Source organism: Vibrio sp. 1731 (assembly GCF_033339955.1).
Lineage (GTDB): Bacteria > Pseudomonadota > Gammaproteobacteria > Enterobacterales > Vibrionaceae > Vibrio > Vibrio alginolyticus.
Genome location: NZ_JAWOVO010000037.1, coordinates 1 through 25,901, shown reverse-complemented (window position 1 = coordinate 25,901; position 25,901 = coordinate 1). Strand labels below are relative to the sequence as shown.

The 25,901-nt window shown below is 45.4% G+C and carries 24 protein-coding genes; 3 read left to right on the top strand and 21 right to left on the bottom strand.

Translation table 11 applies throughout. The features are described from left to right. Positions 1 to 107 precede the first annotated feature (107 nt). From R7035_RS24015 to R7035_RS24005, 3 genes are all read right to left on the bottom strand, one after another. A complete protein-coding gene (locus R7035_RS24015) occupies positions 108 to 1,007 on the bottom strand; it encodes a hypothetical protein (protein WP_262651965.1) in 900 nt (299 codons plus the stop codon). A 131-nt stretch (positions 1,008 to 1,138) separates the two neighbouring features. Next, positions 1,139 to 2,659 (bottom strand): transcriptional regulator, encoded by a 1,521-nt coding sequence (locus tag R7035_RS24010; RefSeq protein WP_262651964.1) that lies wholly within the window; start codon positions 2,657 to 2,659, stop codon positions 1,139 to 1,141. 90 nt (positions 2,660 to 2,749) lie between these two features. Next, complete coding sequence (locus R7035_RS24005; protein WP_318146299.1) at positions 2,750 to 3,352, bottom strand: YitT family protein; 603 nt, start codon at positions 3,350 to 3,352, stop codon at positions 2,750 to 2,752. Between the two features lie 347 nt (positions 3,353 to 3,699). Between R7035_RS24005 and glyA the strand changes: the two genes are divergently transcribed. Then, the gene (glyA, locus tag R7035_RS24000) at positions 3,700 to 4,950 is read left to right on the top strand and encodes a serine hydroxymethyltransferase (protein ID WP_005381985.1); all 1,251 of its coding nucleotides are present in this window, start codon (positions 3,700 to 3,702) and stop codon (positions 4,948 to 4,950) included. A 446-nt stretch (positions 4,951 to 5,396) separates the two neighbouring features. Here glyA and lipA read toward each other — a convergent pair whose 3' ends face one another. From lipA to leuS, 12 genes are all read right to left on the bottom strand, one after another. Then, positions 5,397 to 6,362: a lipoyl synthase gene (gene lipA, locus R7035_RS23995; protein ID WP_005391329.1), complete on the bottom strand. Its 966-nt coding sequence runs from the start codon at positions 6,360 to 6,362 to the stop codon at positions 5,397 to 5,399. Further along, positions 6,359 to 7,021, bottom strand: a complete 663-nt coding sequence (gene lipB, locus R7035_RS23990) for a lipoyl(octanoyl) transferase LipB (RefSeq protein ID WP_005384137.1) — start codon at positions 7,019 to 7,021, stop codon at positions 6,359 to 6,361. Before lipB ends, lipA begins: the two co-directional genes overlap by 4 nt. A 176-nt stretch (positions 7,022 to 7,197) precedes the next feature. Then, the gene (ybeD, locus tag R7035_RS23985; RefSeq protein WP_005384135.1) at positions 7,198 to 7,476 is read right to left on the bottom strand and encodes a DUF493 family protein YbeD; all 279 of its coding nucleotides are present in this window, start codon (positions 7,474 to 7,476) and stop codon (positions 7,198 to 7,200) included. A gap of 139 nt (positions 7,477 to 7,615) precedes the next feature. After that, complete coding sequence (locus tag R7035_RS23980; RefSeq protein WP_005384132.1) at positions 7,616 to 8,794, bottom strand: serine hydrolase; 1,179 nt, start codon at positions 8,792 to 8,794, stop codon at positions 7,616 to 7,618. Between the two features lie 91 nt (positions 8,795 to 8,885). Next, positions 8,886 to 9,689, bottom strand: a complete 804-nt coding sequence (locus tag R7035_RS23975) for a septal ring lytic transglycosylase RlpA family protein (protein WP_017635670.1) — start codon at positions 9,687 to 9,689, stop codon at positions 8,886 to 8,888. Between the two features lie 2 nt (positions 9,690 to 9,691). Further along, positions 9,692 to 10,813, bottom strand: coding sequence for a rod shape-determining protein RodA (gene rodA / locus R7035_RS23970; RefSeq protein WP_005384128.1), 1,122 nt, complete (start codon positions 10,811 to 10,813; stop codon positions 9,692 to 9,694). Further along, entirely contained in the window at positions 10,813 to 12,729 is a 1,917-nt protein-coding gene (gene mrdA, locus R7035_RS23965; protein ID WP_005384126.1) for a penicillin-binding protein 2, read from the bottom strand. Before mrdA ends, rodA begins: the two co-directional genes overlap by 1 nt. A gap of 29 nt (positions 12,730 to 12,758) precedes the next feature. Then, positions 12,759 to 13,229 carry a 23S rRNA (pseudouridine(1915)-N(3))-methyltransferase RlmH gene (rlmH, locus tag R7035_RS23960; protein ID WP_017821762.1) on the bottom strand — a complete coding sequence of 157 codons (471 nt, stop codon included), beginning with the start codon at positions 13,227 to 13,229 and terminating at the stop codon, positions 12,759 to 12,761. A 4-nt stretch (positions 13,230 to 13,233) separates the two neighbouring features. After that, positions 13,234 to 13,551, bottom strand: a complete 318-nt coding sequence (gene rsfS / locus R7035_RS23955; RefSeq protein ID WP_005373015.1) for a ribosome silencing factor — start codon at positions 13,549 to 13,551, stop codon at positions 13,234 to 13,236. Between the two features lie 88 nt (positions 13,552 to 13,639). Then, positions 13,640 to 14,659, bottom strand: coding sequence for a DNA polymerase III subunit delta (holA, locus tag R7035_RS23950; protein WP_064369038.1), 1,020 nt, complete (start codon positions 14,657 to 14,659; stop codon positions 13,640 to 13,642). Between the two features lie 5 nt (positions 14,660 to 14,664). Then, a complete protein-coding gene (gene lptE, locus R7035_RS23945) occupies positions 14,665 to 15,204 on the bottom strand; it encodes an LPS assembly lipoprotein LptE (protein WP_005384122.1) in 540 nt (179 codons plus the stop codon). A gap of 152 nt (positions 15,205 to 15,356) precedes the next feature. Then, entirely contained in the window at positions 15,357 to 17,930 is a 2,574-nt protein-coding gene (leuS, locus tag R7035_RS23940) for a leucine--tRNA ligase (RefSeq protein ID WP_005391313.1), read from the bottom strand. Between the two features lie 153 nt (positions 17,931 to 18,083). Between leuS and R7035_RS23935 the strand changes: the two genes are divergently transcribed. Continuing rightward, positions 18,084 to 18,554, top strand: a complete 471-nt coding sequence (locus tag R7035_RS23935; RefSeq protein ID WP_005373024.1) for a zinc ribbon-containing protein — start codon at positions 18,084 to 18,086, stop codon at positions 18,552 to 18,554. Between the two features lie 84 nt (positions 18,555 to 18,638). Here the strand turns inward: R7035_RS23935 and lnt are convergent, their stop codons facing one another. From lnt to miaB, 5 genes are all read right to left on the bottom strand, one after another. Beyond that, positions 18,639 to 20,156 (bottom strand): apolipoprotein N-acyltransferase, encoded by a 1,518-nt coding sequence (gene lnt / locus R7035_RS23930; protein WP_005384119.1) that lies wholly within the window; start codon positions 20,154 to 20,156, stop codon positions 18,639 to 18,641. A 33-nt stretch (positions 20,157 to 20,189) separates the two neighbouring features. Continuing rightward, positions 20,190 to 21,089, bottom strand: coding sequence for a CNNM family magnesium/cobalt transport protein CorC (gene corC, locus R7035_RS23925; protein WP_005384118.1), 900 nt, complete (start codon positions 21,087 to 21,089; stop codon positions 20,190 to 20,192). 105 nt (positions 21,090 to 21,194) lie between these two features. Beyond that, positions 21,195 to 21,659, bottom strand: coding sequence for an rRNA maturation RNase YbeY (gene ybeY / locus R7035_RS23920; protein ID WP_005373030.1), 465 nt, complete (start codon positions 21,657 to 21,659; stop codon positions 21,195 to 21,197). 2 nt (positions 21,660 to 21,661) lie between these two features. Beyond that, entirely contained in the window at positions 21,662 to 22,759 is a 1,098-nt protein-coding gene (locus R7035_RS23915; RefSeq protein WP_005373033.1) for a PhoH family protein, read from the bottom strand. 73 nt (positions 22,760 to 22,832) lie between these two features. Beyond that, positions 22,833 to 24,257 (bottom strand): tRNA (N6-isopentenyl adenosine(37)-C2)-methylthiotransferase MiaB, encoded by a 1,425-nt coding sequence (miaB, locus tag R7035_RS23910; RefSeq protein ID WP_318146298.1) that lies wholly within the window; start codon positions 24,255 to 24,257, stop codon positions 22,833 to 22,835. Positions 24,258 to 24,514: 257 nt separating this feature from the next. On the opposite strand from miaB, the gene R7035_RS23905 reads away from it, so the two are divergent. Beyond that, positions 24,515 to 25,693, top strand: a complete 1,179-nt coding sequence (locus tag R7035_RS23905) for a 2-octaprenyl-3-methyl-6-methoxy-1,4-benzoquinol hydroxylase (protein ID WP_064369039.1) — start codon at positions 24,515 to 24,517, stop codon at positions 25,691 to 25,693. Between the two features lie 13 nt (positions 25,694 to 25,706). Here R7035_RS23905 and R7035_RS23900 read toward each other — a convergent pair. Further along, positions 25,707 to 25,901: hypothetical protein (locus R7035_RS23900; protein WP_206949545.1), on the bottom strand; the 195-nt coding region annotated here is incomplete at its 5' end.

The following is a 25,901-nucleotide window of genomic DNA, read 5'->3' as shown; positions in this document are numbered from 1 at the left end:
GGATATCGAGATACTGATTACTTCTTCTTAAAGATAAAAGCGGCTTTCCCCGGAAAGCCGCGATGAACCTTTTTTATTGAGATGCGAGATACTTGTGGAGTACAGGCTTATTTTGTTTCAATCGCTGTTAGCTGCACTTTCTCTTCGTTGATTTGTAATTGTTGTACTTTCAGCAGTTCAATTTGTTCTATCAGACCTAAGCTCGGATTAAACCAACGTTCTGCCGAAGTGGCGAACTCCATTGAGTCCATGTCATCACAGTTTAGGTTGTAGATGTTCTCTTCCATCAGGTATGCCGCTTCAATTTTCTTGCCTGAGATCGAGAACGCTTTACGCACGCCAGTCTCTCGGATTTGCTGTTGCCAAACCACTTGGCAAGATGCTGTCATAGGAAGGTTTTGTACCCACTCATGCTCTTCAAAACGGTCTAGAAGGTTGTGAACTGCGTAGCCTGTAAGAGTGGTTTGCAGAGACATAGTTTCTTCACCGATGTCAATATTCGGGCTTTTCTCTTTTACGTCGTCACCGTTTAGGCGGAAAATCGGACCGCTGTGCATAAGCATGGCAATAAACTGATGACCAATGAAATAAGTGTCAGTGATTTCATGGAGTGCACCATCTGATCCTGCAAAGTAAAGCGTATTGCTCTCTTCGTCGTCGTTGTACTGCTCGTCTGAATAGTAGAACTGTTCGGCGCCGTAGTTCACCAAGTCATTAACCAACTGGACCATTGCCTCGCTGTTTGGGATTTGTGCCAATGCTGCCAATATTTGCTCGCGACCCATCGCTTGGAAGCTCAGTTTCATGTCGCCTTCTGGTTGGCCATCCAAGCTAAATGCGTAGTTTAGCTGTGTGCTTGGCGTGGGAGCGAAGATTGAGTTGTGAATCGAGACGTCGAAACTTTCTTGAGGCACTTTGTTTGGATTCGCACTGCCAGAAGACGAACCTCCGCCACAGCCGTAAAGAGCCAGAGTTGCTGCTGCGATAAGCGTCATTTTGTTTAGCATGGTTTACATTCCTGATTGATAAGGCCGCTTCATGTTGGGCCGTTGCTTGAATGCGAGCATGCTAAGTTCAGTGAGAGAAAAAGGGCAAAAAACAAAAGCTAACAGGGGTTAATGAAAGCTTAATTTTATATTTATATCTTTGTTTTATTTGGGGTTATTTCGTTGGCTACGTTAGTGCAATACTCGTTAATGAGCGCTTTCCATCGGCTTATGATTTCTTGATCGGTGACACTAACATGCAACGTTTTCCACGGTTGGAGGCAAGTCTCTTTTGATTCAGATTGAGAAAGACGCTCAAACAAGGTTTCGGAAGGTAAAACGCGCAGCAGCGCCACCAGTGATTCCATGTAGTTGAGACGGAACTGTTCAAGTTTGTTCTGCTTATAAGCAATGTGAGACACAAAGGTATAAATCAGTGCGTTTTGGATACGTGAGTCGCCATCTGGTGTCGTTAACAGAGCTTTTGCCCTGTCTAAGTTACCTAATTTGAAATGCAATAGACCTAACCAGAGGCTCAGCTCATCTGGCAAAACATCAAACGACGATTGTACTTGAGTTAAATACGCTTCCAGCTTTTGATGTTCGTGCTCGTACAACGCGAGATGTCTTGCGGTTGTGATAGCTGCAAACTCATCAGCTTGTTGGAGAGGTTGGCTAGAAAAGGCATTCTCGAATAACATTTTTTTGTGAATATTCGAAAGCTGCCACGAACTTGCCGAAGGTGCAGGCAGGTTGAAGTATTGTGCGACATCCGAGTGAATTTGGAAGATGTCCGATTGTAGTTCGGATAAGCGCAGTGTGTATTCGTTGCGAAACGCCAGTTTCCCTGTCGCAGGATAAATAAGGTTCATCTGCGCTTTCAAGCTGCCTTGTTCTGCGCCGTCTTTTAACTCTATGTTGAGTTCGTAATCACTGGTCTGCATATTTCTTGCACCAGGGAAATACGGTGTATGACCAATGGGATCCAGAAAGTAACTTGGAGCGTCTTGGTTAGCGATGTCGGTATATGGATATTCTACTTGTTGTTGTAGTAAGACGGCTTTGACCAGTGTGCGATATTTTCGCGCCTGAGAGCCGATTGCATCGACACGGTTGAGCAGCAACTCGACTTTGGGGATAAGTAACTGATGACGTGTTTGTTGTGTTGAAATCTCTTGGCGTTTCCATAGCAAGCTTGCGAGCGTCACGCTACAAACCGCAAGTATGGCACACAAGCTATAAGCAAAAATCAGCTTGAAGTTCTTATTCCTCGCAACCTGAGTTGGGATAACGCGTCGATGGCTTTTCGCTGGTGGCACCAAACGAATATTGGCAGGGTTAAGAAAGTAGCCTTTGCGGGGGTAAGTGACTAAAAGCTTAGCGGCATCGTATTCGGGTAAGTACTGCTGTAGCAGGGCACGTAAGGTGCTAATGCGGTTCGTGAGCACATTCTTAGAGATGAACTTGCTCTGCCAAATGGTTTCAATAATGGTGTCAGCAGAGAGTGGGTGGCCAACGCTTGTTAACAGCAGTTCTAATAATTCAATGGTGCGAGGTTCAAGATCAATCGCGATAACATCTTGATGAAGGGTCTGTGTCTTCGGGTTATAGATCAGCTCTCCAATCGCAATACAACTGTGAGTCTGTTTAGCTTGTTGCAGAAAGTCGCGCATACCGTACCGATCTATTTGGAAATCGCGAAGTATTATATAGCGATTGGAGCGCGAAATCTTATAAATCGCGCTTCAATCATTATCAAAAATTTATGAACCGTAGGTCACGGAATAGCGGTGCGGTTTGTGGTTCATCGCTAACACGAGATTGAGTGCAAACGCCCCCAAAATTGAAAGGCCAATCACTTCTGGTGTGACAAAGAAGAATGAAGCAAACAGGATACATGCATCGATTGCCATTTGGCTTTTGCCAACTGAAATGCCAAATTTGTCTTGGATAAACAAACACAGCACGTTAAAGCCACCCAAGCTGGAGCGATGTCGGAATAGGATCAGCATACCGAGCCCCATTAAAAGCCCGCCTGCGACGGCGCAATAAACTTCATTTACCGATTCGAGCGAGATTAGCAAATAAAGATGATCGGCAAAGATAGAAACCAACGCGCCAGAAATGGCACTATTAATGGCGAAATGACGGCCGAAGCGTTTCCATGCTAGTAAGTAAAAAGAACTGTTTGCTAAAAAGTACAGCACACCAAAGGTAAAAGGTGTAAATTGGCTAATAAGCAGAGCCAATCCAGTCGTGCCTCCCGTTAGAAGGTTCGCGGATTGGAGAAAGAAAACGCCTTGAGCTACTAAAAAGGTACCCGTGAGAATCGCTATCCAGTCTTCTTTTAATGAGTGTTTTTCCATCAATATTGCAGTCATTAGTGATAAATAAGGCGTGCATAGTAGTAAAAAGATGATCTTTTCGGTAGCTAGAGGGTAAAATTTACGGTAAACCTATGTAATTGCTGTTTTACAGGGTGTAAAGCACAAATTTGACAGGCAATAGATTGTCGTTATGCGATTGCAATGCTGGCATGGTAAACATTGCTTGTCATCATGAAAAAACTGCATGAGAAAAATTGTAAATTTCTCTTTATGACCTAAATCAAATTATGTAGAATGCGCGCCATCAGGGTGACGAAAACGTTTGCGTCGGGTCATTCAACAGTTTTTTTGCAACTTTCAGTACTAATCTGAGTCAGGAGATACAGATGCTTAAGCGTGATATGAACATCGCAGATTACGATGCGGAACTGTTCGCAGCTATCCAGGAAGAAACTCTTCGCCAGGAAGAACACATTGAACTTATCGCTTCTGAAAACTACACAAGCCCACGTGTAATGGAAGCGCAAGGTTCTCAGCTAACGAACAAATACGCTGAAGGCTACCCAGGTAAGCGTTACTACGGCGGTTGTGAGTACGTAGATAAAGCTGAAGCACTAGCAATTGAGCGTGCATGCCAACTATTTGGTTGTGAGTACGCTAACGTACAGCCTCACTCAGGTTCTCAAGCAAACAGCGCAGTTTACATGGCGCTTCTTAACCCTGGCGATACAGTTTTAGGCATGAGCCTAGCGCACGGTGGTCACCTAACTCACGGTTCACCAGTAAACTTCTCGGGTAAGCACTACAACGTTATCCCTTACGGTATCGATGAAGCTGGTCAAATCAACTACGACGAGATGGAACAGCTAGCACTTGAACACAAACCTAAGATGATCATCGGTGGTTTCTCTGCTTACTCGCAAATCGTTGATTGGAAACGCATGCGTGAAATTGCTGACAAAGCAGGTGCTTACTTATTTGTTGATATGGCGCACGTAGCTGGTCTTATCGCTGCCGGTGAATACCCAACACCAGTACCGCATGCTCACGTGGTAACAACAACGACGCACAAAACACTAGCAGGTCCTCGCGGTGGTCTTATCTTGTCAAATGCTGGCGAAGATATGTACAAGAAATTGAACTCAGCAGTGTTCCCTGGTGGTCAAGGTGGCCCTCTAATGCACGTTATCGCTGGTAAAGCAGTAGCGTTCAAAGAAGCGATGGAGCCAGAGTTCAAAGCTTATCAAGCTCGCGTAGTGAAAAACGCAAAAGCAATGGTTGGTCAGTTCCAAGAGCGTGGCTACAAAATCGTATCTAACGGTACAGAAAACCACTTGTTCCTTGTTGACCTAATCGACAAAGATATCACTGGTAAAGACGCAGACGCGGCACTAGGTGCTGCAAACATCACTGTAAACAAGAACTCAGTACCAAATGACCCACGCAGCCCATTCGTAACGTCTGGTATCCGTGTAGGTACGCCAGCGATCACTCGCCGTGGCTTCACTGAAGAAGATGCAAAAGAGCTAGCAAACTGGATGTGTGACGTTCTAGATAACATCGGCAACGAAGAAGTTATCGAAGCGACTAAACAGAAAGTGCTAGAAATTTGTAAGCGTCTACCGGTTTACGCCTAACTGTTCTTCATAGAATGAGTCGATTTCGGTGTCGAACATACTCATTTGCTCGCGTAAACTCCGTGTGTTCTCCTAGAACTCGACTCATCTATTTTGAACATTGATATACTAAAGGCCCTCATTTGAGGGCCTTTTTGTTTGTCTGGCGTTTGGAATGAGATATAGCGAGAGGGTGTGATAAGGGGATGGCTACCAACACTGTCCCTTTTCAATATATCCAAACCACGTCATTCCGACGAGCCGAGACGAGATCAGGAATCTTGTTGAGGCACACTCTTTTACTCAGAGTTTCCCTAAAAATCATCAGTATTCTGAAAACAGATTCTGAATCACGCTCGTTCCTCGCTGTTCAGAATGACGGTGGTAGAATGGCTTTTTATCATCATTTGCCAGATACAAAAAAGGTTGGCACTGAGCCAACCTTTCTTTTCAAAACAAGCGAGAGCTTATTTAATCTCGATACCTTGAGCTTGCATATCGGCATGGTAAGAAGAGCGAACAAATGGACCACACGCTGCATGCGTGAAGCCAAGTTCTAGTGCAACTTCTTTTAGCTCGTCAAACTCTGATGGTGGAACGTAACGTTCTACTGGCAAGTGGTGACGGCTTGGCGCTAGGTACTGGCCTAGAGTCAGCATCGTTACGCCGTGTGCGCGTAGATCTTTCAGTACTTCGATGATTTCTTCTTTGGTTTCACCAAGACCCATCATCAAACCAGACTTGGTCGGTACATCGGGATGCTGCTCTTTGAACTTCTTAAGAAGCTCAAGTGACCATTTATAGTTCGCACCTGGGCGAGCTTTACGGTAAAGACGTGGCGCTGTTTCTAAGTTGTGGTTGAAGACATCTGGCGGATTGTCTTTCATTAGATCAAGCGCTACATCCATGCGACCACGGAAGTCAGGAACCAGTGTTTCAATCTTAATATGCGGGTTTAACGCACGGATCTCGCGGTTACAATCGGCAAAGTGTTGTGCACCGCCGTCACGCAGATCGTCACGGTCAACAGAAGTGATTACTACGTATTTCAGCTTCATATCGGCAATGGTTTTCGCCAGTTTTTGAGGCTCTTCTGCTTCCGGTGGTAATGGGCGGCCATGAGCAACGTCACAGAAAGGACAACGACGAGTACAAATAGCACCTAAGATCATGAAGGTAGCTGTACCGTGGTTAAAACATTCCGCTAGGTTCGGGCAAGATGCTTCTTCACATACGGAGTGAAGTTTATTCTTACGCATCGCCGCTTTGATGTCTTGAATTCGTTGGCTGTCGGCTGGTAGCTTGATCTTCATCCAATCAGGCTTACGTAGCACTTCTTTCTGCTCTGTAGGCATGTTCTTTACGGGAATCAATGCCATTTTATCGGCGTCACGATATTTAACGCCTTTTTCCATCTGGATTGGTTTGCTCATGCTTTATTACCTTGAGAAGGTGCTTCTGTGCTGAATTCTACTTGCTCATAATCGAGCAAAGTAACGAGTTCTTCTATTAATTGTTTTTCTACGGCTTCTACATTGTCTGGGCCGCCAAATTGGCTGACCTGAACCATTTCCATACCTTCATAACCACAAGGGTTAATACGCAGAAACGGTGTTAAATCCATATTTACGTTCAAGGCTAAACCATGAAACGAGCATCCTTTACGAATGCGTAAACCGAGAGAGCATATTTTCTTACCGGCAACGTAGACACCTGGTGCGTCAGGTCGCGCGGCTGAGTCAATATTGTATGCTTTTAGCGTGTTGATCACGAGGTTCTCGATTGTGGTAACGAGATCTCGTACACCTAATTTTTTGCGGCGTAGGTTGATCAAGAAGTAGGCGACCAACTGACCAGGGCCATGATACGTAACCTGGCCTCCGCGATCACTTTGTACAACAGGAATATCGCCAGTGTTAATCAAGTGCTCAGCTTTACCTGCCTGTCCTTGCGTAAATACTGGGTTATGTTCTACCAACCAGACTTCATCACGGGTTTCTTCTGTGCGTTGGTCGGTGAACTCATGCATCGCCTTCCATACAGGCTCATAGTCTTGGCGGCCAAGTCGTTTTACAACAAGTTGGTGTTGCATGGGAATTCCTGTTGCTAATATATAAAGTTTTTGGATTATAAACCGGATAACCTTGATGCTCTACCGCTGAGTAACAGATTTTTAACTGAAAGCGATGTAAAGTTTTGTTATCTGGTTGATAAATAAAAAGAAAGCAGCCGAAGCTGCTTTCAAAAAAAATTTAATCTATCAAAAAATTATAGAACCATGCGCACGATGTCAATTTCACCTAACTCTTTGTATAGCGTCTCAACTTGCTCGATAGACGTTGCAGTGATGTTGATTGATACCGAGTGGTAGTTGCCCTTAGCACTTGGTTTAACGGTCGGGCTGTAGTCACCTGGAGCATGGCGCTGAATAACTTCAAGAACAAGCTCTGGAAGTTCAGGCTTTGCATGACCCATTACCTTGTAAGTAAATGAACAAGGGAACTCAAGCAGGTCTTTTAATTTTGCATCAGAGTTGATGGTTAGCATATCGATAACTCCAGTAGATATTCGTTGCGGTGCGAAATAGTACAGTCAAATTAGGGGGAACTCAAGACGAGGATCTCAAACTTAAAAAGCCGCCCTTTCAGGCGGCTTTGCGAATAAGTTTGCTACTCTAACGTCCTTCTTAGAAGAAGCTCTTGAATAACAATACGATGTAATCCCACATGCGGCTAAATAGACTACCTTGCTCTACGGTTTCTAGTGCCATTAGTGGGTATTCGGCAATATCTTCACCATCGATCTGATAGTATAGCTTACCAACTACATCACCTTTATTAATTGGGGCTTCTAGCTCTTTTTCAAGGACGAAGCTGGCTTTTAGGTTTTTCGCTTCACCACGTGGTAGTGTTACGTAAGTATCTTGGTCAAGGCCTAACGCTACAGTGTCTTTGTTACCCATCCACACTTTTTCTTCAACGAACGTTTCACCTGCTTTGTGCGGTGCTACTGTTTCGAAGAAACGGAAGCCGTAGCTTAGTAGCTTTTTGCTTTCTGACTTACGAGCATTGGCATCTTTAGTACCCATAACGACCGCAACCAAGCGCATTTGACCTTCAGTTGCTGAACTTACTAGGCTGTAACCCGCATTACTTGTGTGACCCGTTTTGATACCGTCAACGTTCATGCTCTTATCCCAAAGTAGACCGTTACGGTTGTATTGGGTGATGCCGTTGTAAGTAAATTTCTTCTCTGAGTACACTCGGTACTCATTTGGTACGTCACGGATAAGTGCTTTACCTAGCAGTGCCATGTCGTATGGTGTTGAGTACAATTCTGCGTTATCTAAGCCATGAACGTTGGCAAAGTGCGAGTTAGTCATACCCAATGTGTTGGCCCAAGCGTTCATTAGGTCAACAAACGCATCTTCTGAACCTGCAATATGTTCTGCCATCGCAACACAGGCATCGTTACCTGACTGGACGATGATACCTCGGTTCAGGTCACGTACTTTAACTGTTGTGCCTACTTCAATGAACATCTTTGATGAATCAGGGAAGTTTTTCGCCCACGCATTTTTACTGATGGTGACATCATCATCTTCTGAGATATTACCACGGGCTAGCTCTTGGCCGATTACATAGCTGGTCATCATCTTAGTCAGACTAGCTGGAGACAATTTTGTGTTCATCTCTTTCTCTGCCAGTACTTTACCTGAATGGTAATCCATCAGCACGTAGCCCTTCGCCGCGATTTGAGGGGCATCTGGAACAACGATAGGTGATGCAAGAGCAGATTGAGCGAAAGTTGCAGAAAGGGCAACCGAAGAAACGAGAATAGATTTCACAAACTTATTTTTATTCATGGTAATTCAAATTTTTGGGTTAACTGCAGACATCTTATCAGAATCCCTAGTTATGTAAGAGGGGGATCAAAGAGAAATTCATGACACGAGGTCATTTGGCAGTGTTGTGTTTTTTAATAAATGCAGACGAATAGCCGAGCAACTTTACTTTATCTAATGTGGCTTGCGTCAGGGAATAGTCAGTAAATGGCCCTAACAACAAGCGATAAGACTCTTTCGCACTCTCTAGGAAAGTTTCTGTATCCAATTTTTGACCAAGCTCGGTACCTAAAGTTCGCGCGCGTTCTTCATTTTTTGATGATGCCACTTGAATAACGTACCTAGGGTGCGCTTCTAATGACTTTTTGTCCGTGGGCTGATTGATACTGATCACTTCAATTTCCACGTTCGCGGTGCCTGTTTTTATGACATCTAACTTGTGCGCGGCGGCATAGCTTAAATCAATGATACGGCCATCGTGAAAAGGACCTCGGTCATTAACTCGTACTATGGTGGTTTTTCCGTTGTCAGTATTGGTAACTTTTACGTAACTTGGTAACGGTAGCGTTTTATGCGCTGCCGTCATTGAATACATGTCATAGATTTCGCCATTAGAAGTCAAATGACCTTGGAATTTTTTCCCATACCAAGATGCGCGGCCTTTTTCTTTAAAGCCTTTCGCATTGCGAACTATTTTGTAGTCTTTGCCACGCAAGTGGTAATCTTTGTTCCCACCTAGGCTGTACGGTTCATATTTAGGATGCGCATCCTCGATGTGTTCGACTGAAAGCGGTGTATCCGGTGCAACATCGGATTCGAGTTCGTAACGGCCTTCTTGTTCTTTTTGGCTAGTTGATGAACAGCCTGCCAAAATAAGAGCAGAGAAAACCAAGGAATATAAAGCGCGTTTTTGCATGTCTAGGTCGCCTTAGAGAATGCTTTTCGGTGCGTATGAATCGACATCAGAATACCAAAACCAGCCATCAAGGTTACCATTGATGTGCCGCCATAACTGATGAGTGGCAACGGTACACCTACTACAGGTAGGATGCCACTTACCATGCCAATATTTACAAAAATATACACGAAGAAGCTGAGTACAATACTGCCTGCCATCATTCGTCCAAATGCGGTTTGCGCTTGGCTGGCGAGATATAAACCTCGTCCAATAATAAATAGATAGATGGCTAAAAGGCAAAGGAAGCCAATCATACCCCATTCTTCAGCAATTACTGCAAAGATAAAGTCAGTGTGTCGTTCAGGAAGAAATTCTAGTTGTGACTGCGTACCTTGCAACCAACCTTTGCCGGAAATACCGCCGGAGCCAATCGCAATTTTACTCTGAATAATGTGGTAGCCCGCTCCTAGCGGATCAGATTCCGGGTTAAATAGAGTACGAACTCGCACTTTTTGATACTCTCGCATCAAGAAAAACCACAGAATTGGAATGAAACCACCTAATGCAATCGCAGCACCAGCAATTATTTTCCAGCTAATGCCGGCGAGGAAGATAACAAAAATACCGGAAGCCGCGATCAGGATCGAGGTACCTAAGTCAGGCTGTTTTGCAATGAGAATGGTTGGTAAGCAGACCATAATCAGTGCAACAATGAGTGTTCTTAGCGTTGGTGGGAGGGGCTGTCTACCAACATAGCGAGCCACCATTAATGGCACCGCGAGCTTCAATAGCTCTGACGGTTGAAAGCGCACAAAACCGAGGTTAAGCCAACGCTGCGCGCCTTTCGATGCTTCACCGAAAAACAGCACGCCGAAAAGCAGTATAACGCCACCAACGAACATCAAAGGTGCCAAGCTTTCGTAAGTTCGTGGAGAAAGCTGCGCAAGGACGAGCATCACAACGAGTGAAAGCACCATTCGCATGGCTTGGCGATCCATCATCAGTAAACTTTGGCCACTGGCGCTGTACATGATCACCAGGCCAAACCCCATCAGGGCCAGTATGCCAAGTAGGAGTGGTAAGTCGATATGGAAGCGTTCAAACAGGGCGCGATTTTTACCTGTAGAGGGATCCATCTTCATTACTGTTTTACCTCTTTCTTCGCATTGTTTTCAGGCTCAATTTCTTCTGGACCAAGAACGACTCGGTCAAAAATTTTCCTTACTACTGGGGCACCGTTACTAGAACCACCACCGGCATTTTCTAGTACTACAGTGACGACCACTTTAGGATCATCAAATGGTGCAAAGCCAGTAAATAACGCATGGTCACGTAAGTGCTCGGCGATCTCATCGGCGTTGTACTCTTCGTTTTCACCCAGACCGAAGACCTGTGCAGTACCTGATTTACCCGCTGTTTCATAATTCATTTTGTAGAATGAGCGTCGAGCTGTTCCGCGCGTGCCATGGTTTACCCGACGCATGCCTTCTTTCGCCATATCCCAGTACTTTTTAGGCACATTCTTGATTGGTGGGTAAGTCACGTATTCTGTTGTTTGCTGCTCTTCGAAGTCGTTACCATTTTCTATCGTCGCTTTGAGCAAGTGAGGTGCGATCACTTCTCCCTCGTTTACTAATACGGAGGTTGCTTTGGCGATTTGCATTGGTGTTGCTGTCCAATATCCTTGGCCGATACCCACAGGGATCGTATCACCTTTATACCATGGGGTTTTATGGCGAGACATTTTCCAGTCACGAGTCGGCATATTCGCCTTACTTTCTTCGTAGATATCAATGCCAGTGTAATCACCAAAACCGAACATCATCATCCAATTCGAAATACGGTCAATACCCATGTCATAAGCGATTTGATAGTAGAAGGTATCAACAGACTCTTCGATCGACTTAATGATATCGACGCGTCCGTGTCCCCAACGCAACCAGTCCCGGAACGGACGTGTGTTAGAGTTTGGTATGCGCCAATAACCAGGATCATTTCGTGTGGTGTTAGGTGTGACGACACCTTCTTGCAGCGCGGCTACCGCCATAAATGGTTTGATGGTAGAGGCAGGAGGGTAAATGCCAAGTGTAGTGCGGTTGACCAAAGGACGGTTTTTATCGTTCAAAAGGGCGCGATAGTCTTTACCTGAGATTCCGTGCACGAACGAGTTAGGATCGTAGCTAGGGCTCGAAACCATAGCCAGTACACCATTGTCTCTAGGATCGATTACTACAGCACTGCCTCGGCGGCCGTCCAATAATTGGTGTACGTACAACTGCAAGTTGATATCAAGGTTTAAAACGATGTCTTTTCCGGGTACAGGTGGAACGTACTTTAAGGTACGAATTACTCGGCCGCGGCTGTTTACCTCGACTTCTTGATATCCGGCTGTACCGTGTAAGAGGTCTTCGTAGTATTTTTCAATACCCAGCTTACCAATGTCGCGAGTGGCTTGATAGTTTGCGTCTTTTTCTTCTCGGATCAGGCGTTGCATGTCGCGATCATTAATTCGAGAAACATACCCAATCACGTGGGTTAAGACTTCGCTGAAAGGGTAGTAGCGCTTTAAGGTCGCACTTATTTCCACACCTGGAAAGCGGTACTGATTGACGGAGAATACCGCTACTTGTTTTTCGTTCAGTTGGGTAAGCAGTGGGACCGATTTAAATCGACGAGTCCGTTTACGCTCGTGGTGGAAACGTTCAATCTGGTCTGGTGTAATTTCCAGAATAGTTTGTAATTCTTGGATGGTTGCATCAATGTCTTTAATTTTTTCTGGGGTCAGTTCTAAGTTAAAGACGGGACGGTTCTCTGCCAGTAAAACGCCATTTCGGTCATAAATTAGACCTCGGTTAGGCGCGATAGGCACTACTTTGATGCGGTTATCGTTCGAGCGGGTTTGATAGTCTTGAAACTGGTTCACCTGAATGTTGTACATGTTGGCAACCAGAGCTCCCATCAAGACAACAATGCCGATAAAAGCAACAATAGCGCGGCTGGCAAACAGACGCGCTTCGGCTTGATAATCTCGGATTTGACTGCGGCGTTTACGAATCATTAACGCTTGGCTCTAAAGTTAAACAACGATTATTCGCGATGATAAGGGTGGTTAGCGGTGATGCTCCACGCTCGGTATAAGCTTTCTGCCATTACGATACGCACTAGAGGGTGGGGTAGCGTTAAGGCAGACAATGACCAGCTTTGGTCTGCTGCAGCTTTGCATGCAGGAGCGAGTCCTTCGGGACCGCCGATTAATATTGATACATCACGGCCATCTAATTTCCAAGCTTCTAACTGCTCAGCGAGTTGAGGAGTGTCCCATTTTTTACCTGGGATATCTAACGTGACGATACGGTTGCCTTTTGGTACCGCCGCGAGCATCGCTTCTCCTTCTTTTTGCAGGATGCGAGCGATATCGGCATTCTTACCACGCTTGCCAGCAGAGATTTCAATCAACTCCAACGGCATATCATGCGGGAAACGGCGACGATATTCTTGAAAGCCTTCCTCAACCCATTTTGGCATTTTTGTGCCAACAGCAATTAGTTGAATTTTCAAAAGATTAACCCCAGAGTTTTTCTAGCTGGTAGAGTTCGCGGTGCTCTTCTTGCATCACGTGAAGCATGGCGTCGCCCATATCTAGGACTACCCATTCACCTTCGTTTTCACCTTCCATTCCTAGTGGCTCAAGACCGGCTTTTTTCACTTCTGTTGCAACATGGTCAGCGATGGATGAAACGTGGCGTTTGGATGTACCAGTACAGATGATCATGTAATCTGTCACGCTTGATTTATCTTCCACATTTAGGACGATAATGTCTTCCGCTTTCATGTCGTCGGCTTTATCAGCTAAAAAGTCTTTCAGTTCTTCGCGAAGCACTCGGTTTTCCTCGGTTTGTCTCTTATCTCTACAGTGTTTTACATTCTTGCTTGCAAAACAGGTCGCGCACTATATCACGCTTTGATTTTTAAATTGCCAGCTTAATATCAGGAGAGCAGGTTTCTAAGCTCAACTGATGAATAGTTGGCCATACAGACTCGTCATATTGAGTTTTGGCTTTTATCTCGGCTTGAGCCAATAAGGAGAGCAATGCACAAATACGACTCGCTGATAAGCGGGCCAGTGCTGCGTTATAGAGTGGACGCTTGTTTTGCCAAACTCGATATTTCTCAAATACCTGGTTCATTCCCATTTGAGTTAAGTCTTGATGCATATTTAAAAGTTGGCTCAACTCTTTTTGTACACTTCGAATCAAGATCACGGTCTCAACCCCTTCCGCCTCAAGTTGGCGAAGAATACGTTGTGCACGGTTTGCTTTACCTGCCAGTAAGGCGTCGATCCAGTTAAAGGTAGTGAAGTGATTATGGCGACTTAGGGCTTCCTCTAAACGTATGATGGTCAGCTCACCATCCGGATAGAGTAGGGCCAATTTCTCTAAGCTTTGTGTCAATGCAAATAGGTTACCTTCATGCCATTGAGCCAACATTTGCAGTGATTGCTGATCGGGTTTTAGTCCCAACGTGCGGCAACGTGTCTGAATGAACATAGGTAGGCGTTGAAGGTCTGGCGACAAGCAGCTTACCCAATCGCCTTTTGAGCTTAATGCTTTGAACCATTTCGCATTTTCTTGGGCTTTGGTCAGTTTGCTACCAACAATGACGAGCATGATGTCATCATGAAGCATATCACACAGTGTTTGCAGCTCTTTGCTGACGGCGGTTGTTACGCCACTTTCAGGAATTTCAAGCTCAATCAATTGACGGTTTGAAAACAGGCTCATCGCTTGGAAACAGTCGTAAACTTGGTTCCAGTCGATGCTAGCATCCACCGAAAAACGGTGTTTTTCCTCAAAACCTTGCTGAAACGCTGCCTTTTGGATTGCTTGGCGGCTTTCTTGAATCAGTAACGGCTCATTACCAAAGATTAAGTAAACCTGTTTAATTTGTTTAGTTAAATGATCCGTTAGCTTATCGGCATAAATTCGCATAGTGACTAAGAGTTTTTGTTCGCTGGCTCAGAGATTTGTCCTGCTTCATATTCGGCACGAATACGGCCCAACTGGCGCATCATCTGTTTTGCAGCTTGCAAGCGCATCTCGTCTTCAATTACGTCACGCTCAACAGATTTTGCAAGTGCGGTCAACGGGTTGTCTAGGTAGTTGCGGTTTACTGTTGTCGTAAAGTTTTTAGAACCATAGCCAGGAATTGTCACACGGTATTTTACTACGTATGTCAGCTCTTTTTCTGCTGCACGGCTATTTTGATAAAGCGATAGTGTACGCTCATCGATTGTCGCTTCCGTCAAATGAAGGTTGGGTACCGTCGATGATGGTTGAACAAGTTCAACTTTGTTCAGTTCGAGTTGAGAGCGAACATAGCGAGTTAATTCACTGTATTCATCGTAGCTGGAGAAAGACATAGTGTGCAGCTCTTCCGGTACGGAATACTCGCCGCGAAGGTGAAAACCACAGGCAGAAAGAAGCCCCGCTAATACCAATACCACTGGTAGTTTAATCAAAGAGAAAAAGCGCATTGATTGTATTCATCCTAAATTGAAGGGGTTATTTACCTTAAACCACTCATGTGAATGGTTTGAGGTAAATAAACAGGGTAGAAAACTACCCTGTTTAATGACTCTTGGTTAACAAATAAGTTCGCTAAACAGAGACAAATTGACAGCTGCGATTAGTTTGCAACGATGTTCAGCAGTTTACCTGGAACGTAAATAACTTTACGAATAGTCAGGCCATCAGTGAACTTAACCACGTTTTCGTCGTTTAGACCAAGCTGTTCGATATCGTCTTTAGAGATATCAGCTGGGACTGTTAGCTTCGCACGTAGCTTACCGTTAACTTGAACAACGATAGTTTTTTCGTCTTCAACTAGCGCTTTTTCGTCAAACGTCGGCCATGCCGCGTTATCAATGTCTGTTTCACCTAGTGCTGCCCATAGCTCGTATGAGATATGCGGAGTGATAGGGTAAAGCATGACAACAATAGCTTTCAGTGCCTCGTCAAGGATTGCACGATCTTGCGCAGATTCTTGAGGCGCTTTCGCTAGTTTGTTCATCAGCTCCATGATCGCTGCGATCGCGGTGTTGAATGTTTGACGACGAGCGATATCGTCCGTCACTTTCGCGATAGTCTTGTGAACGTCACGGCGAAGTGCTTTTTGATCACCAGAAAGCGCTGCGGTATCTACTGCTTCTGCTGCGCCTTTCGCTGTGTGCTCTTTCACTAGTTTCCAAACACGTTTTAGGAAGCGGTTCGCACCTTCTACGCCAGACTCTTGCCATTCAAGTGTCATGTCCGCTGGAGACGCGAACATCATGAATAGACGTACTGTGTCAGCGCCGTACTTGTCTACCATTTCTTGAGGGTCGATACCGTTGTTCTTAGACTTAGACATCTTGATCATGCCTGAGTGCGTTACATCACGACCTTCAGTGTCTTTAGCAGAAGTAATGCGGCCTTTACCATCACGTTCAACGGCTACGTCTGTTGGAGCTACCCACTCTTTACCACCTTTCTCGTTCTCGAAGTAGAACGCATCAGCCAGTACCATGCCTTGACACAGTAGTTGCTTGAACGGTTCGTCAGACGTTACGTAGCCCGCGTCACGTAGCAACTTGTGGAAGAAGCGTGAGTACAGTAGGTGCATACAAGCGTGCTCGATACCGCCGATGTACTGGTCTACTGGTAGCCAGTAGTTTGCTTTTTCTGGATCTAGGATGTCGTCTGCTTGCGGTGAACAATAACGCGCGTAGTACCAAGAAGATTCCATGAACGTATCGAACGTATCTGTCTCACGTAGAGCAGGTTCGCCGTTAAAGGTTGTCTTCGCCCACTCTTTGTCTGCTTTGATTGGGCTGGTTACGCCGTCCATTACCACGTCTTCTGGAAGAATCACTGGTAGTTGGTCAGCAGGTACTGGGTGAACTTCACCGTCTTCAGTCGTTACCATTGGGATTGGTGCGCCCCAGTAACGTTGACGAGATACACCCCAGTCGCGTAGACGGAAGTTTACAGTCTTAGTGCCTTTGCCTTCTGCTTCTAGCTTCGCTGCAATTGCATCGAACGCCGCTTGGAATTCGAGGCCGTCGAATTCACCTGAATCGAACAGTACGCCTTTCTCTGTGTATGCTGCTTCAGAGATGTCTAGCTCGCTGCCATCAGCAGGCTTGATAACAGGCACGATGTCTAGACCGTACTTCGTTGCGAACTCGTAGTCACGTTGGTCGTGCGCAGGTACAGCCATTACCGCGCCTGTACCGTAGTCCATCAGTACGAAGTTTGCTACGTATACTGGTACTTCGCGGCCGTTCAATGGATGAATAGCAGTAAGGCCAGTTGCCATACCTTTCTTCTCCATTGTCGCTAGCTCAGCTTCTGCAACCTTGTTGTTCTTACATTCGTCGATAAACGCTGCAAGCTCTGGATTGTTCTCTGCTGCAAGAGCTGCAAGAGGGTGGCCGGCTGCGATACCCACGTAAGTCACACCCATTAGCGTATCTGGACGTGTTGTGTAAACTTCTAGGTCTTGTTGACCCTTAACTTCAAACTTCAGTTCAACACCTTCAGAACGACCAATCCAGTTGCGCTGCATGGTTTTCACCATTTCAGGCCAACCTTCAAGCTTGTCTAAGTCGTCTAGTAGCTCTTGAGCGTACTCAGTGATTTTGATGAACCATTGAGGGATTTCTTTTTGCTCTACAGGCGTATCACAACGCCAGCAACAACCGTCTTCAACCTGCTCGTTTGCAAGAACAGTTTGGTCGTTAGGACACCAGTTAACAGAAGAAGTCTTTTTGTAAACTAAACCTTTCTCGTAAAGTTTAGTGAAGAACTCTTGTTCCCAGCGGTAGTACTCCGGTGTACATGTTGCGAATTCACGGTTCCAATCGTAACCAAAGCCTAGAAGCTTAAGTTGGTTCTTCATGTATTCGATGTTTTCGTAAGTCCAAGGTGCTGGCGCAGTTTTGTTTTTTACTGCTGCGTTTTCTGCAGGTAGACCGAATGCGTCCCAACCGATTGGTTGCATCACGTTTTTGCCTTGTAGGCGTTGGAAACGAGATACTACATCACCGATAGTGTAGTTGCGCACGTGACCCATGTGCAGTCGACCACTTGGGTATGGGAACATGGACAGACAGTAGAATTTTTCTTTATTTGGGTCTTCACTTACAACAAAGGTTTTGTTGTCATCCCAGTGCTTTTGAACTTTTTGTTCAATATCTTGTGGGTTGTATTGTTCTTGCATCGATGGTATCCGTTATCTTGGAATTTGTGAGTTCGGTTAGAACAGACTTAAATAGATCGTCATAGAATACCTAAAGCTAGGGATCACAACAATAGCCAATCTGTACCCATGCGCCCTTAAGTGACGCAGGTAGGAGAAAGATGGAGGTCAGTTATGCCTAAACGTAAAACAGGTTATGAGGAAATGCTCGAGGATGTGATTGAAACCTTGAAGCACAGTCCGGAAGAAGTTAACAAAGCGATTGAGACGTCGGGCAAAGTGGTGGATGCTGCTAATGACTTGACCAAAGATGAATTGGCTTTAATCAAAGCGTACCTTAAAGCAGACTTAAAAGAGTTTTCAGAGAGTTACGAGGATAGCAAAAGCGGCCCGTTTTACTTAACGATTGCGGACTCGATATGGCAAGGGCTGTTAGAGATTACTGACCGAACTAAAGTTGAGTGGGTTGAGTTGTTCGATGACTTAGAGCATCAAGGGCTATATGAAGCAGGAGAGGTGATAGGCTTAGGCACTTTAGTCTGTGATGAGTGTGGTCACAAGACAACGTATAACCATCCAACTGTAATCATTCCGTGTATTAAATGTGGTCACAAAGGCTTTACTCGTCAGTCATTAAAGCCATAAATGGCGCGTAACGACAGTATAATGCTATGAATAAAAAAGAGGCTTAGTCGCCTCTTTTTTGTCTTTTCTACTTTCAAGCTGTTATCAGCTCTGTTTTCTTCTTAAACCGAAAGCCAGAGCTAAACTTAACCCTACCCAAATATACAATGGCCAAGTACCAACGATTCGATATGGCGTTTTCCCATCGGTTGGGGTGAGCTCTGCGCGCAGTACTGCAGTTTCAAACTGCGGTACTTGCTCAACGATTTTACCTTTGTGATCGGTTACCGCTGTTAATCCGTTGTTAGTCGAGCGGATGAGCGGTTTACCTAACTCTAAGGCACGCATACGGGCGATCTCCATATGCTGAAGAGGGCCGATAGAGTGACCAAACCATGCATCGTTTGAAAGCGTTAGAATGAAGTCTGTTTCGTCAGTCACATTTTGACGCACTTGCTCATTAAAGATGATCTCATAGCAAAGCGCTGGTGCCATGTGCATGCCATTCGCAACGATGTTTGGCTGCACAAAAGCCCCACGGCTAAACGATGACATCGGTAGGTTAAAGAATGGCGCTAATGGGCGCAAAATATCTTCAAATGGTACAAACTCACCAAACGGTAGTAGGTGATGCTTATGGTAACGTTCGCTTAAATCGAAGCTGTAGTCACCGTATGGTGTGATGCCGAGGGACAGAATACTGTTGTAGAACTGTCGATCTTCAGCTTGGTTGACGACACCGGTGATGATTGCGCTGTTATTCATTTTTGCAGCGCTGTCGATATTGCTCAAAAATGAAGGCACTTCAATTTCAAAAGCGGGAATTGCTGCTTCTGGCCAAACGATAATGTCAGCATCCCAGTTTTCACGAGTTAAGTCAGCGTACTTCATGATGGTTGGCCAGCGTTGACTTGGTAGCCACTTTAGGTTTTGGTCTACGTTACCTTGAATTAGTGCGAGCTTAGTCGTGTCTTCTGGTCGGGGTGTTACCCAATCGTAGTTGCGAATCCCAAAGCCAGTACTGAGTAGTACCGCAGGGATAATCACCATCAGCCACTGCTTATGAATCCATGCATAGGCTAACGCCCCTGCGCTGATAAGGATAAATAGAGTAAGCAGTTCTACGCCGCCAATTGGTGCAAAGCTTGCGAGTGGAGCATCTATCTGGCTATAGCCTAGCCATAACCAAGGGAAGCCGGTCATCACCCAACCACGCAACCAATCACTGATCAGCCATAAAGCAGGTGCAGCGAGAAGTGCTTTTGTGAGCGTAAATTGAGGAAACAGCTTGTTGTTGAGCCAAGCAAATAAGCCTGAATAAACAGCCAAGTAGGCAACAAGTAAGCCCATTAAAAATAAATTGGCAATGAGCGGCATACCGCCAAAACCGGAGATACTGACGTAAACCCAGCTAACGCCAGTTGCAAATTGACCTAACCCCCAAGCATAACCAATCCATAGTGCGCGTTTCGGAGTTTGGTTAGCAAGAAGAATCAGTAGAATTGCAGGGCTAAGAATGGCAATAGGCCACAGCTGGTAAGGAGCGAAAGCGAGTGTAGTAGAGGCGCCAACAAAAGCGGCCACTAAGGGCCGCTTAAGGCGATGAAAGAGTTCATTCATCATTGTAATTTTCTGAGATTCCCAATGGGTATCGCGTTACTCTTGAGTGGCTTCAACCAGGGTTTCTTCGTCTGGGATCGTCACTTGGAGTTGAATGACACGACGGTTATCGGCAGCGGTGACTTTGAAGTTGTAGCCTTCAATTTCAACCAGTTCACCACGAGAAGGTAAGTGACCAAAGGCAGTCATGACCATACCACCAACGGTATCAACTTCCTCATCGCTGAAGTTGGTTCCGAATGTCTCATTAAACTCTTCGATGGTTGTCAGCGCTCTGACAGCAAACGTATGCTTGCTCAGCTTACGAATGTCCGTCTCTTCACTTTCATCGAATTCATCTTCAATATCCCCGACGATTTCCTCAAGGATATCTTCAATGGTCACAAGACCAGAAACACCACCGAATTCATCGACAACAATGGCCATATGATAACGTTCTTCACGGAATTCTTTCAGCAGTCGATCAACGCGTTTACTTTCCGGTACCACAACCGCTGGTCGAATGACTTCTTCGATATCAAATGGATTACTGCCTGAGCCTAAGTATTTAAGTAAGTCCTTCGCTAGAAGTATGCCTTCCACATGGTCTTTATCTTCGCTGATCACAGGGTAGCGAGAGTGTTGAGCATCGGTAATCAAAGCAACCAAGGTATCAAGGTCGTGAGTACGCTCAACTGTAACCATTTGCGAACGCGGGATCATAATGTCACGCACACGCATTTCGGAGATTTCCATAACACCTTCGAGCATATCGCGAGTGTCATGGTCAATCAGGTCGTTAACTTCAGAGTCGCGGATAACATCCACAAGCTCTTGGCGATCTTTTGGTTCGCCCTGAAATAGTTGACCTAGACGTTCAAAGAAGGACTTTCTACTCGGACCTTCTGCCTTTTCTTTCTTATCTTCGTTAGAAGAGGGAGAATTATCTTCGTTCATTGTTTCTCAATTAAGTAACGCTATCAGAAGTGTGATAGCACACATAGAGAGGCGAACACGAGAGTCATTTAGGTGGTTCGCCTTTCCCTGTCGAGTGGCCAATAGCTACTCTTTTTCAGCAATGTAAGGATCTTCATAACCCATACCTTGCATGATTTCGGTTTCGAGGGACTCCATCTCTTCGGCTTCGTCATCCTCTATATGATCATAACCTAGCAGATGCAAGCTGCCATGTACAACCATATGCGCCCAATGTGCTAGCAGAGGCTTGCTCTGTTCAACCGCCTCTTTTTCAACAACTTGGCGGCAAATAATCAAATCACCAAGTAAATCTATTTCCATACCAGGAGGTGCTTCAAATGGAAACGACAACACATTAGTTGGTTTATCTTTGCCGCGATACTCATGATTGAGCGTATGACTTTCTTGTTCATCAACAATACGAATGGTGACTTCGGCTTGTGGCTGGAAGAGAGGAATTGTCTTATCTAGCCACAATTGGAAATCTTGCTGCGAAGGCAGACCTTCTTCATTTTCGACTGCCAGTTGCAGATCAAGTTCAATCGCCATGATTATTCCTTAGTTGAAGCAACTTGTGCATTCAGTTCGGCTTTTGCTGCTTCTAGTAACTTCGCATCGCGTTCTTCACGACGGCGTTTCTCGAACTCTTTACGCTCTTTCTGGTCTTGTGCTTCCCACTTCTCGTACGCGTTAACGATACGAGCAACCACAGGGTGACGTACAACGTCGTCGGCTAAGAAGAAGTTAAAGCTGATGTCGTCAACTTCGCTTAGTACTTCAATAGCATGACGAAGACCCGATTTCGCACCACGAGGTAAGTCAATCTGCGTGACATCACCAGTGATAACCGCGCGAGAGTTAAAACCAATACGCGTTAGGAACATCTTCATCTGCTCAACAGTGGTGTTCTGACTCTCATCAAGAATGATGAAGGCGTCGTTTAGAGTACGACCACGCATGTAAGCAAGAGGGGCAACCTCAATCACGTTACGTTCAATCAGCTTCTCTACGCGCTCAAAGCCCAGCATTTCAAATAGGGCGTCGTATAGCGGACGTAGGTATGGGTCGACTTTCTGGCTTAAATCACCAGGTAGGAAGCCCAATTTCTCACCAGCTTCAACCGCTGGACGAGTAAGTAGAATACGGCGGATCTCTTGGCGCTCTAGTGCGTCAACAGCTGCTGCTACAGCAAGGTAGGTTTTACCTGTACCTGCCGGGCCAATACCAAAAGAAATATCATGCGTGACCATGTTAACCAAGTACTGCGCTTGGTTTGGCGTACGTGGTTTGATCACACCTTTCTTGGTTTTGACGAAGACTTCTTTACCATGCTCGATATTAGACTCAGTATTCTGCTCAAGAACACCAGACTCTTTGATCGCTAGATGGATTTGCTCAGGCTCAATATCTGGGATCTCACCTCGTACAGGTGCGGTATCAACATATAGAGTTTTCAGGATATCCAGCGCAGCTGATGCGGTATGAGGTTTACCGACAATCGTAAAGTGGTCACTACGGTGGTTAATTTCAACGCCTAGACGACGTTCTAAATGCTTGATGTTGTCATCGAATGGACCGCACAGGCTAGCTAGTCGGCGGTTGTCTGAAGGTTCTAGGTTAATTTCTAGAGTTACGATTTTATTGCTCAATGTTGCCTCTCATTTTTTGCCACTTAGTGAGAGCCTGATAACGACCAGGCTCTCTATGGCTATTTATACGAGCTTACGGCGTAAAAGTAGCTACACCCAGCTCATCTTCGCGACGTGTTTTCGCCATCATCTGCGTTGGGGAAATCACACTACGAAGATCCATGTCTTTTTCAGTACGTACTAGCTCACCACGCAGTGAGTTTGCAAATACGTCTACGATCTTCACATCAACGAACTGACCAATTAGGTCTGCACTACCTTCAAAGTTTACTACACGGTTGTTTTCTGTACGAGCGCGTAGTTCCATTAGGTTTTTCTTCGAAGGACCTTCAACTAGAACACGTTGTTCTGTGCCAAGCATTAAGCGAGAGTAACGCATCGCTTGAGCATTGATAGTTTGCTGTAGTTCGTAAAGGCGCTCTTTCTTCACTTGTTCTGACACATCGCAAGGGTAATCCGCTGCTGGCGTACCTGGACGTGGAGAGAAAATAAAGCTGAAGCTCATGTCAAAGTCTACATCTTTGATTAGCTTCATGGTGTCTTGGAAGTCTTTGTCTGTCTCACCAGGGAAACCAACAATAAAGTCTGAACTGATTTGAATATCAGGACGAGCTTTACGCAGTTTACGGATGATCGATTTGTATTCGATAGCGGTGTGAGGGCGTTTCATCATCGTTAGGATACGGTCACTACCACTTTGCACAGGTAAGTGCAGGAAGCTCACAAGTTCTGGCGTATCTTCGTATACTGCGATGATGTCGTCTGTGAATTCTAACGGGTGGCTCGTCGTGAAACGAATACGGTCGATACCATCGATAGACGCAACCAAACGAAGCAGTTCTGCAAATGAACAGATCTCACCATCGTGCATAGGACCACGGTACGCGTTTACGTTTTGACCCAGAAGGTTTACTTCACGTACGCCTTGTTCAGCAAGTTGGGCGATTTCGAACAGTACGTCATCCATTGGACGGCTTACTTCTTCACCACGAGTGTACGGTACGACACAGTAAGTACAGTACTTAGAGCAGCCTTCCATAATAGAAACGAATGCTGTCGCACCTTCAGCGCGAGGTTCAGGTAGGCGGTCGAATTTTTCGATCTCTGGGAACGAAATGTCCATAACTGGTGCATCATCGGACTGAGATTGTTTGATCATCTCAGGTAGGCGGTGCAAAGTTTGTGGGCCAAAAATAACGTCAACGTATGGTGCACGTTCACGAATATGGTTACCTTCTTGCGTTGCTACACAACCACCTACACCGATAACTACGCCAGGTTTTTTATCTTTTAGTGTTTTCCAGCGGCCTAGCTGGTGGAAAACTTTCTCTTGCGCTTTTTCACGGATCGAACAGGTGTTAAGTAGAAGTACGTCTGCTTCCTCTGGCTCTTCCGTCAGCTCGTAGCCGTTTGCAGCATTAAGCAGGTCGGCCATTTTTGATGAATCGTATTCGTTCATCTGGCAGCCCCAGGTTTTAATTAGCAGTTTCTTACTCATCTCACTTTCGCTCGTTCAGTTGTACTTAAATCGGAGAGCTATTGCTCAAATTATAGCCGCCATCACGGCGGTAAGCGGCGTATTGTACTGCTTTAAAAAGCACCTGACTAGTGATCTAGCTAATTCTCTGCAAAGCCCGATGAAATCTAGTTTTTCGCCCTATGCAGAACAAGGTTTTTTGTTAAACAATTTTGTAAAAATAGCCATGGAAAGTACAATAAAAAACGCCAATTAATCAGCACGATGAAGAGTGAAAAATGAACAAGTATGACATCGCCGTGATCGGTGGCGGTATGGTCGGGGCAGCCGTCGCTGTTGGATTTGCCAAGCAGGGCAGAAGCGTTGTCTTGGTCGAAGGTACAAAACCTAAAGTTTTTGATGCCGCTCAGGCGATGGATATTCGTGTATCTGCAATCTCGCACCAGTCGGTGGAGTTACTTGATTCACTCGGAGCATGGTCAGAGATCAAGAGCATGCGAGTTTGTCCTTATCGGCGGTTAGAAACTTGGGAGCACCCAGAGTGCCGTACTCGTTTTCACTCTGATGAATTGTCATTGGATCAGCTAGGTTACATCGTTGAAAATCGCCTAATCCAATTAGGTCTTTGGCAAGTCTTCTCTAAGTATGAAAATCTAACCGTGATGTGTCCTGAGCGATTAAAAGCCATTGAGTTTGCAGATGTAAATCTTGTGACACTAGAAAGTGGGGCGCAGTTTGAAGCTAACTGGGTGATTGGTGCTGATGGTGCAAACTCTAAAGTTCGTCAATTGGCTGGAATTGGTGTAACTGCGTGGGATTACCGACAACACTGCATGTTGATTAACGTGAAAACAGAATTGCCTCAGCAAGATATTACTTGGCAACAATTTACACCTTCAGGCCCACGTTCATTTTTACCTCTGTGCTCTTTGAGTAACGACGATGGTCAAATAGTAGGCCAAGGTTCTTTGGTTTGGTATGACTCGCCTAAACGTATTAAACAACTGTGTGCGATGGGTAAACCTCAACTAAGGGAAGAAATCTTACGTCATTTCCCTGCAGAATTAGGCGATATTGAAGTTTTACAGTTTGGCTCATTCCCACTCACTCGTCGTCATGCGCAAAGCTACTCAAGCAAAAATTGCGTATTAGTGGGTGACTCTGCCCATACGATCAACCCGCTTGCAGGGCAAGGGGTAAACTTAGGCTTCAAAGATGTAGACGTTCTCCTTTCGGTAACAGAACAACAAGAAAAGCTGGAAGATACCTTACTCGCGAAATACGAACGCGCACGTCGACCTGACAACTTACTCATGCAGACGGGCATGGACTTTTTCTATAAAGGTTTTAGCAACGATCTAGGGCCATTGAAGTTCGTACGTAATGCTGCATTGAAGCTTGCTGAAAACTCAGGGCCAATTAAGGCTCAAGTACTGAAATACGCGTTAGGTATGTAGTAAGCTACTCAAATCACAGATAGAAAAAAAGCGAGCCATGAGCTCGCTTTTTTAATTCGGCAAATCTAATGATTTCCCGAGTCCAGAACCAAAAAAAGAAAAAACCCAGCAAAGTCATGCTGGGTTTTCCGATAATGGTGCGGAAGGAGAGACTTGAACTCTCACACCTTGCGGCGCCAGAACCTAAATCTGGTGCGTCTACCAATTC

Bases quoted from the DNA above. Each gene is read 5' to 3' on its own strand.
- corC (WP_005384118.1), bottom strand. From the start codon at position 21,089: ATGAACGAAGATAATTCTCCCTCTTCTAACGAAGATAAGAAAGAAAAG.
- leuS (WP_005391313.1), bottom strand. From the start codon at position 17,930: ATGCAAGAACAATACAACCCACAAGATATTGAACAAAAAGTTCAAAAG.
- holA (WP_064369038.1), bottom strand. From the start codon at position 14,659: ATGCGAATTTATGCCGATAAGCTAACGGATCATTTAACTAAACAAATT.
- R7035_RS24005 (WP_318146299.1), bottom strand. From the start codon at position 3,352: ATGGAAAAACACTCATTAAAAGAAGACTGGATAGCGATTCTCACGGGT.
- R7035_RS23935 (WP_005373024.1), top strand. From the start codon at position 18,084: ATGCCTAAACGTAAAACAGGTTATGAGGAAATGCTCGAGGATGTGATT.
- miaB (WP_318146298.1), bottom strand. From the start codon at position 24,257: ATGAGTAAGAAACTGCTAATTAAAACCTGGGGCTGCCAGATGAACGAA.
- ybeD (WP_005384135.1), bottom strand. From the start codon at position 7,476: ATGCTAACCATCAACTCTGATGCAAAATTAAAAGACCTGCTTGAGTTC.
- ybeY (WP_005373030.1), bottom strand. From the start codon at position 21,659: ATGGCGATTGAACTTGATCTGCAACTGGCAGTCGAAAATGAAGAAGGT.
- R7035_RS24010 (WP_262651964.1), bottom strand. From the start codon at position 2,659: ATGCGCGACTTTCTGCAACAAGCTAAACAGACTCACAGTTGTATTGCG.
- lnt (WP_005384119.1), bottom strand. From the start codon at position 20,156: ATGATGAATGAACTCTTTCATCGCCTTAAGCGGCCCTTAGTGGCCGCT.
- lptE (WP_005384122.1), bottom strand. From the start codon at position 15,204: ATGCGCTTTTTCTCTTTGATTAAACTACCAGTGGTATTGGTATTAGCG.
- R7035_RS24015 (WP_262651965.1), bottom strand. From the start codon at position 1,007: ATGCTAAACAAAATGACGCTTATCGCAGCAGCAACTCTGGCTCTTTAC.
- R7035_RS23975 (WP_017635670.1), bottom strand. From the start codon at position 9,689: ATGCAAAAACGCGCTTTATATTCCTTGGTTTTCTCTGCTCTTATTTTG.
- R7035_RS23980 (WP_005384132.1), bottom strand. From the start codon at position 8,794: ATGAATAAAAATAAGTTTGTGAAATCTATTCTCGTTTCTTCGGTTGCC.
- glyA (WP_005381985.1), top strand. From the start codon at position 3,700: ATGCTTAAGCGTGATATGAACATCGCAGATTACGATGCGGAACTGTTC.
- R7035_RS23905 (WP_064369039.1), top strand. From the start codon at position 24,515: ATGAACAAGTATGACATCGCCGTGATCGGTGGCGGTATGGTCGGGGCA.
- lipB (WP_005384137.1), bottom strand. From the start codon at position 7,021: ATGCAACACCAACTTGTTGTAAAACGACTTGGCCGCCAAGACTATGAG.
- mrdA (WP_005384126.1), bottom strand. From the start codon at position 12,729: ATGATTCGTAAACGCCGCAGTCAAATCCGAGATTATCAAGCCGAAGCG.
- lipA (WP_005391329.1), bottom strand. From the start codon at position 6,362: ATGAGCAAACCAATCCAGATGGAAAAAGGCGTTAAATATCGTGACGCC.
- rodA (WP_005384128.1), bottom strand. From the start codon at position 10,813: ATGAAGATGGATCCCTCTACAGGTAAAAATCGCGCCCTGTTTGAACGC.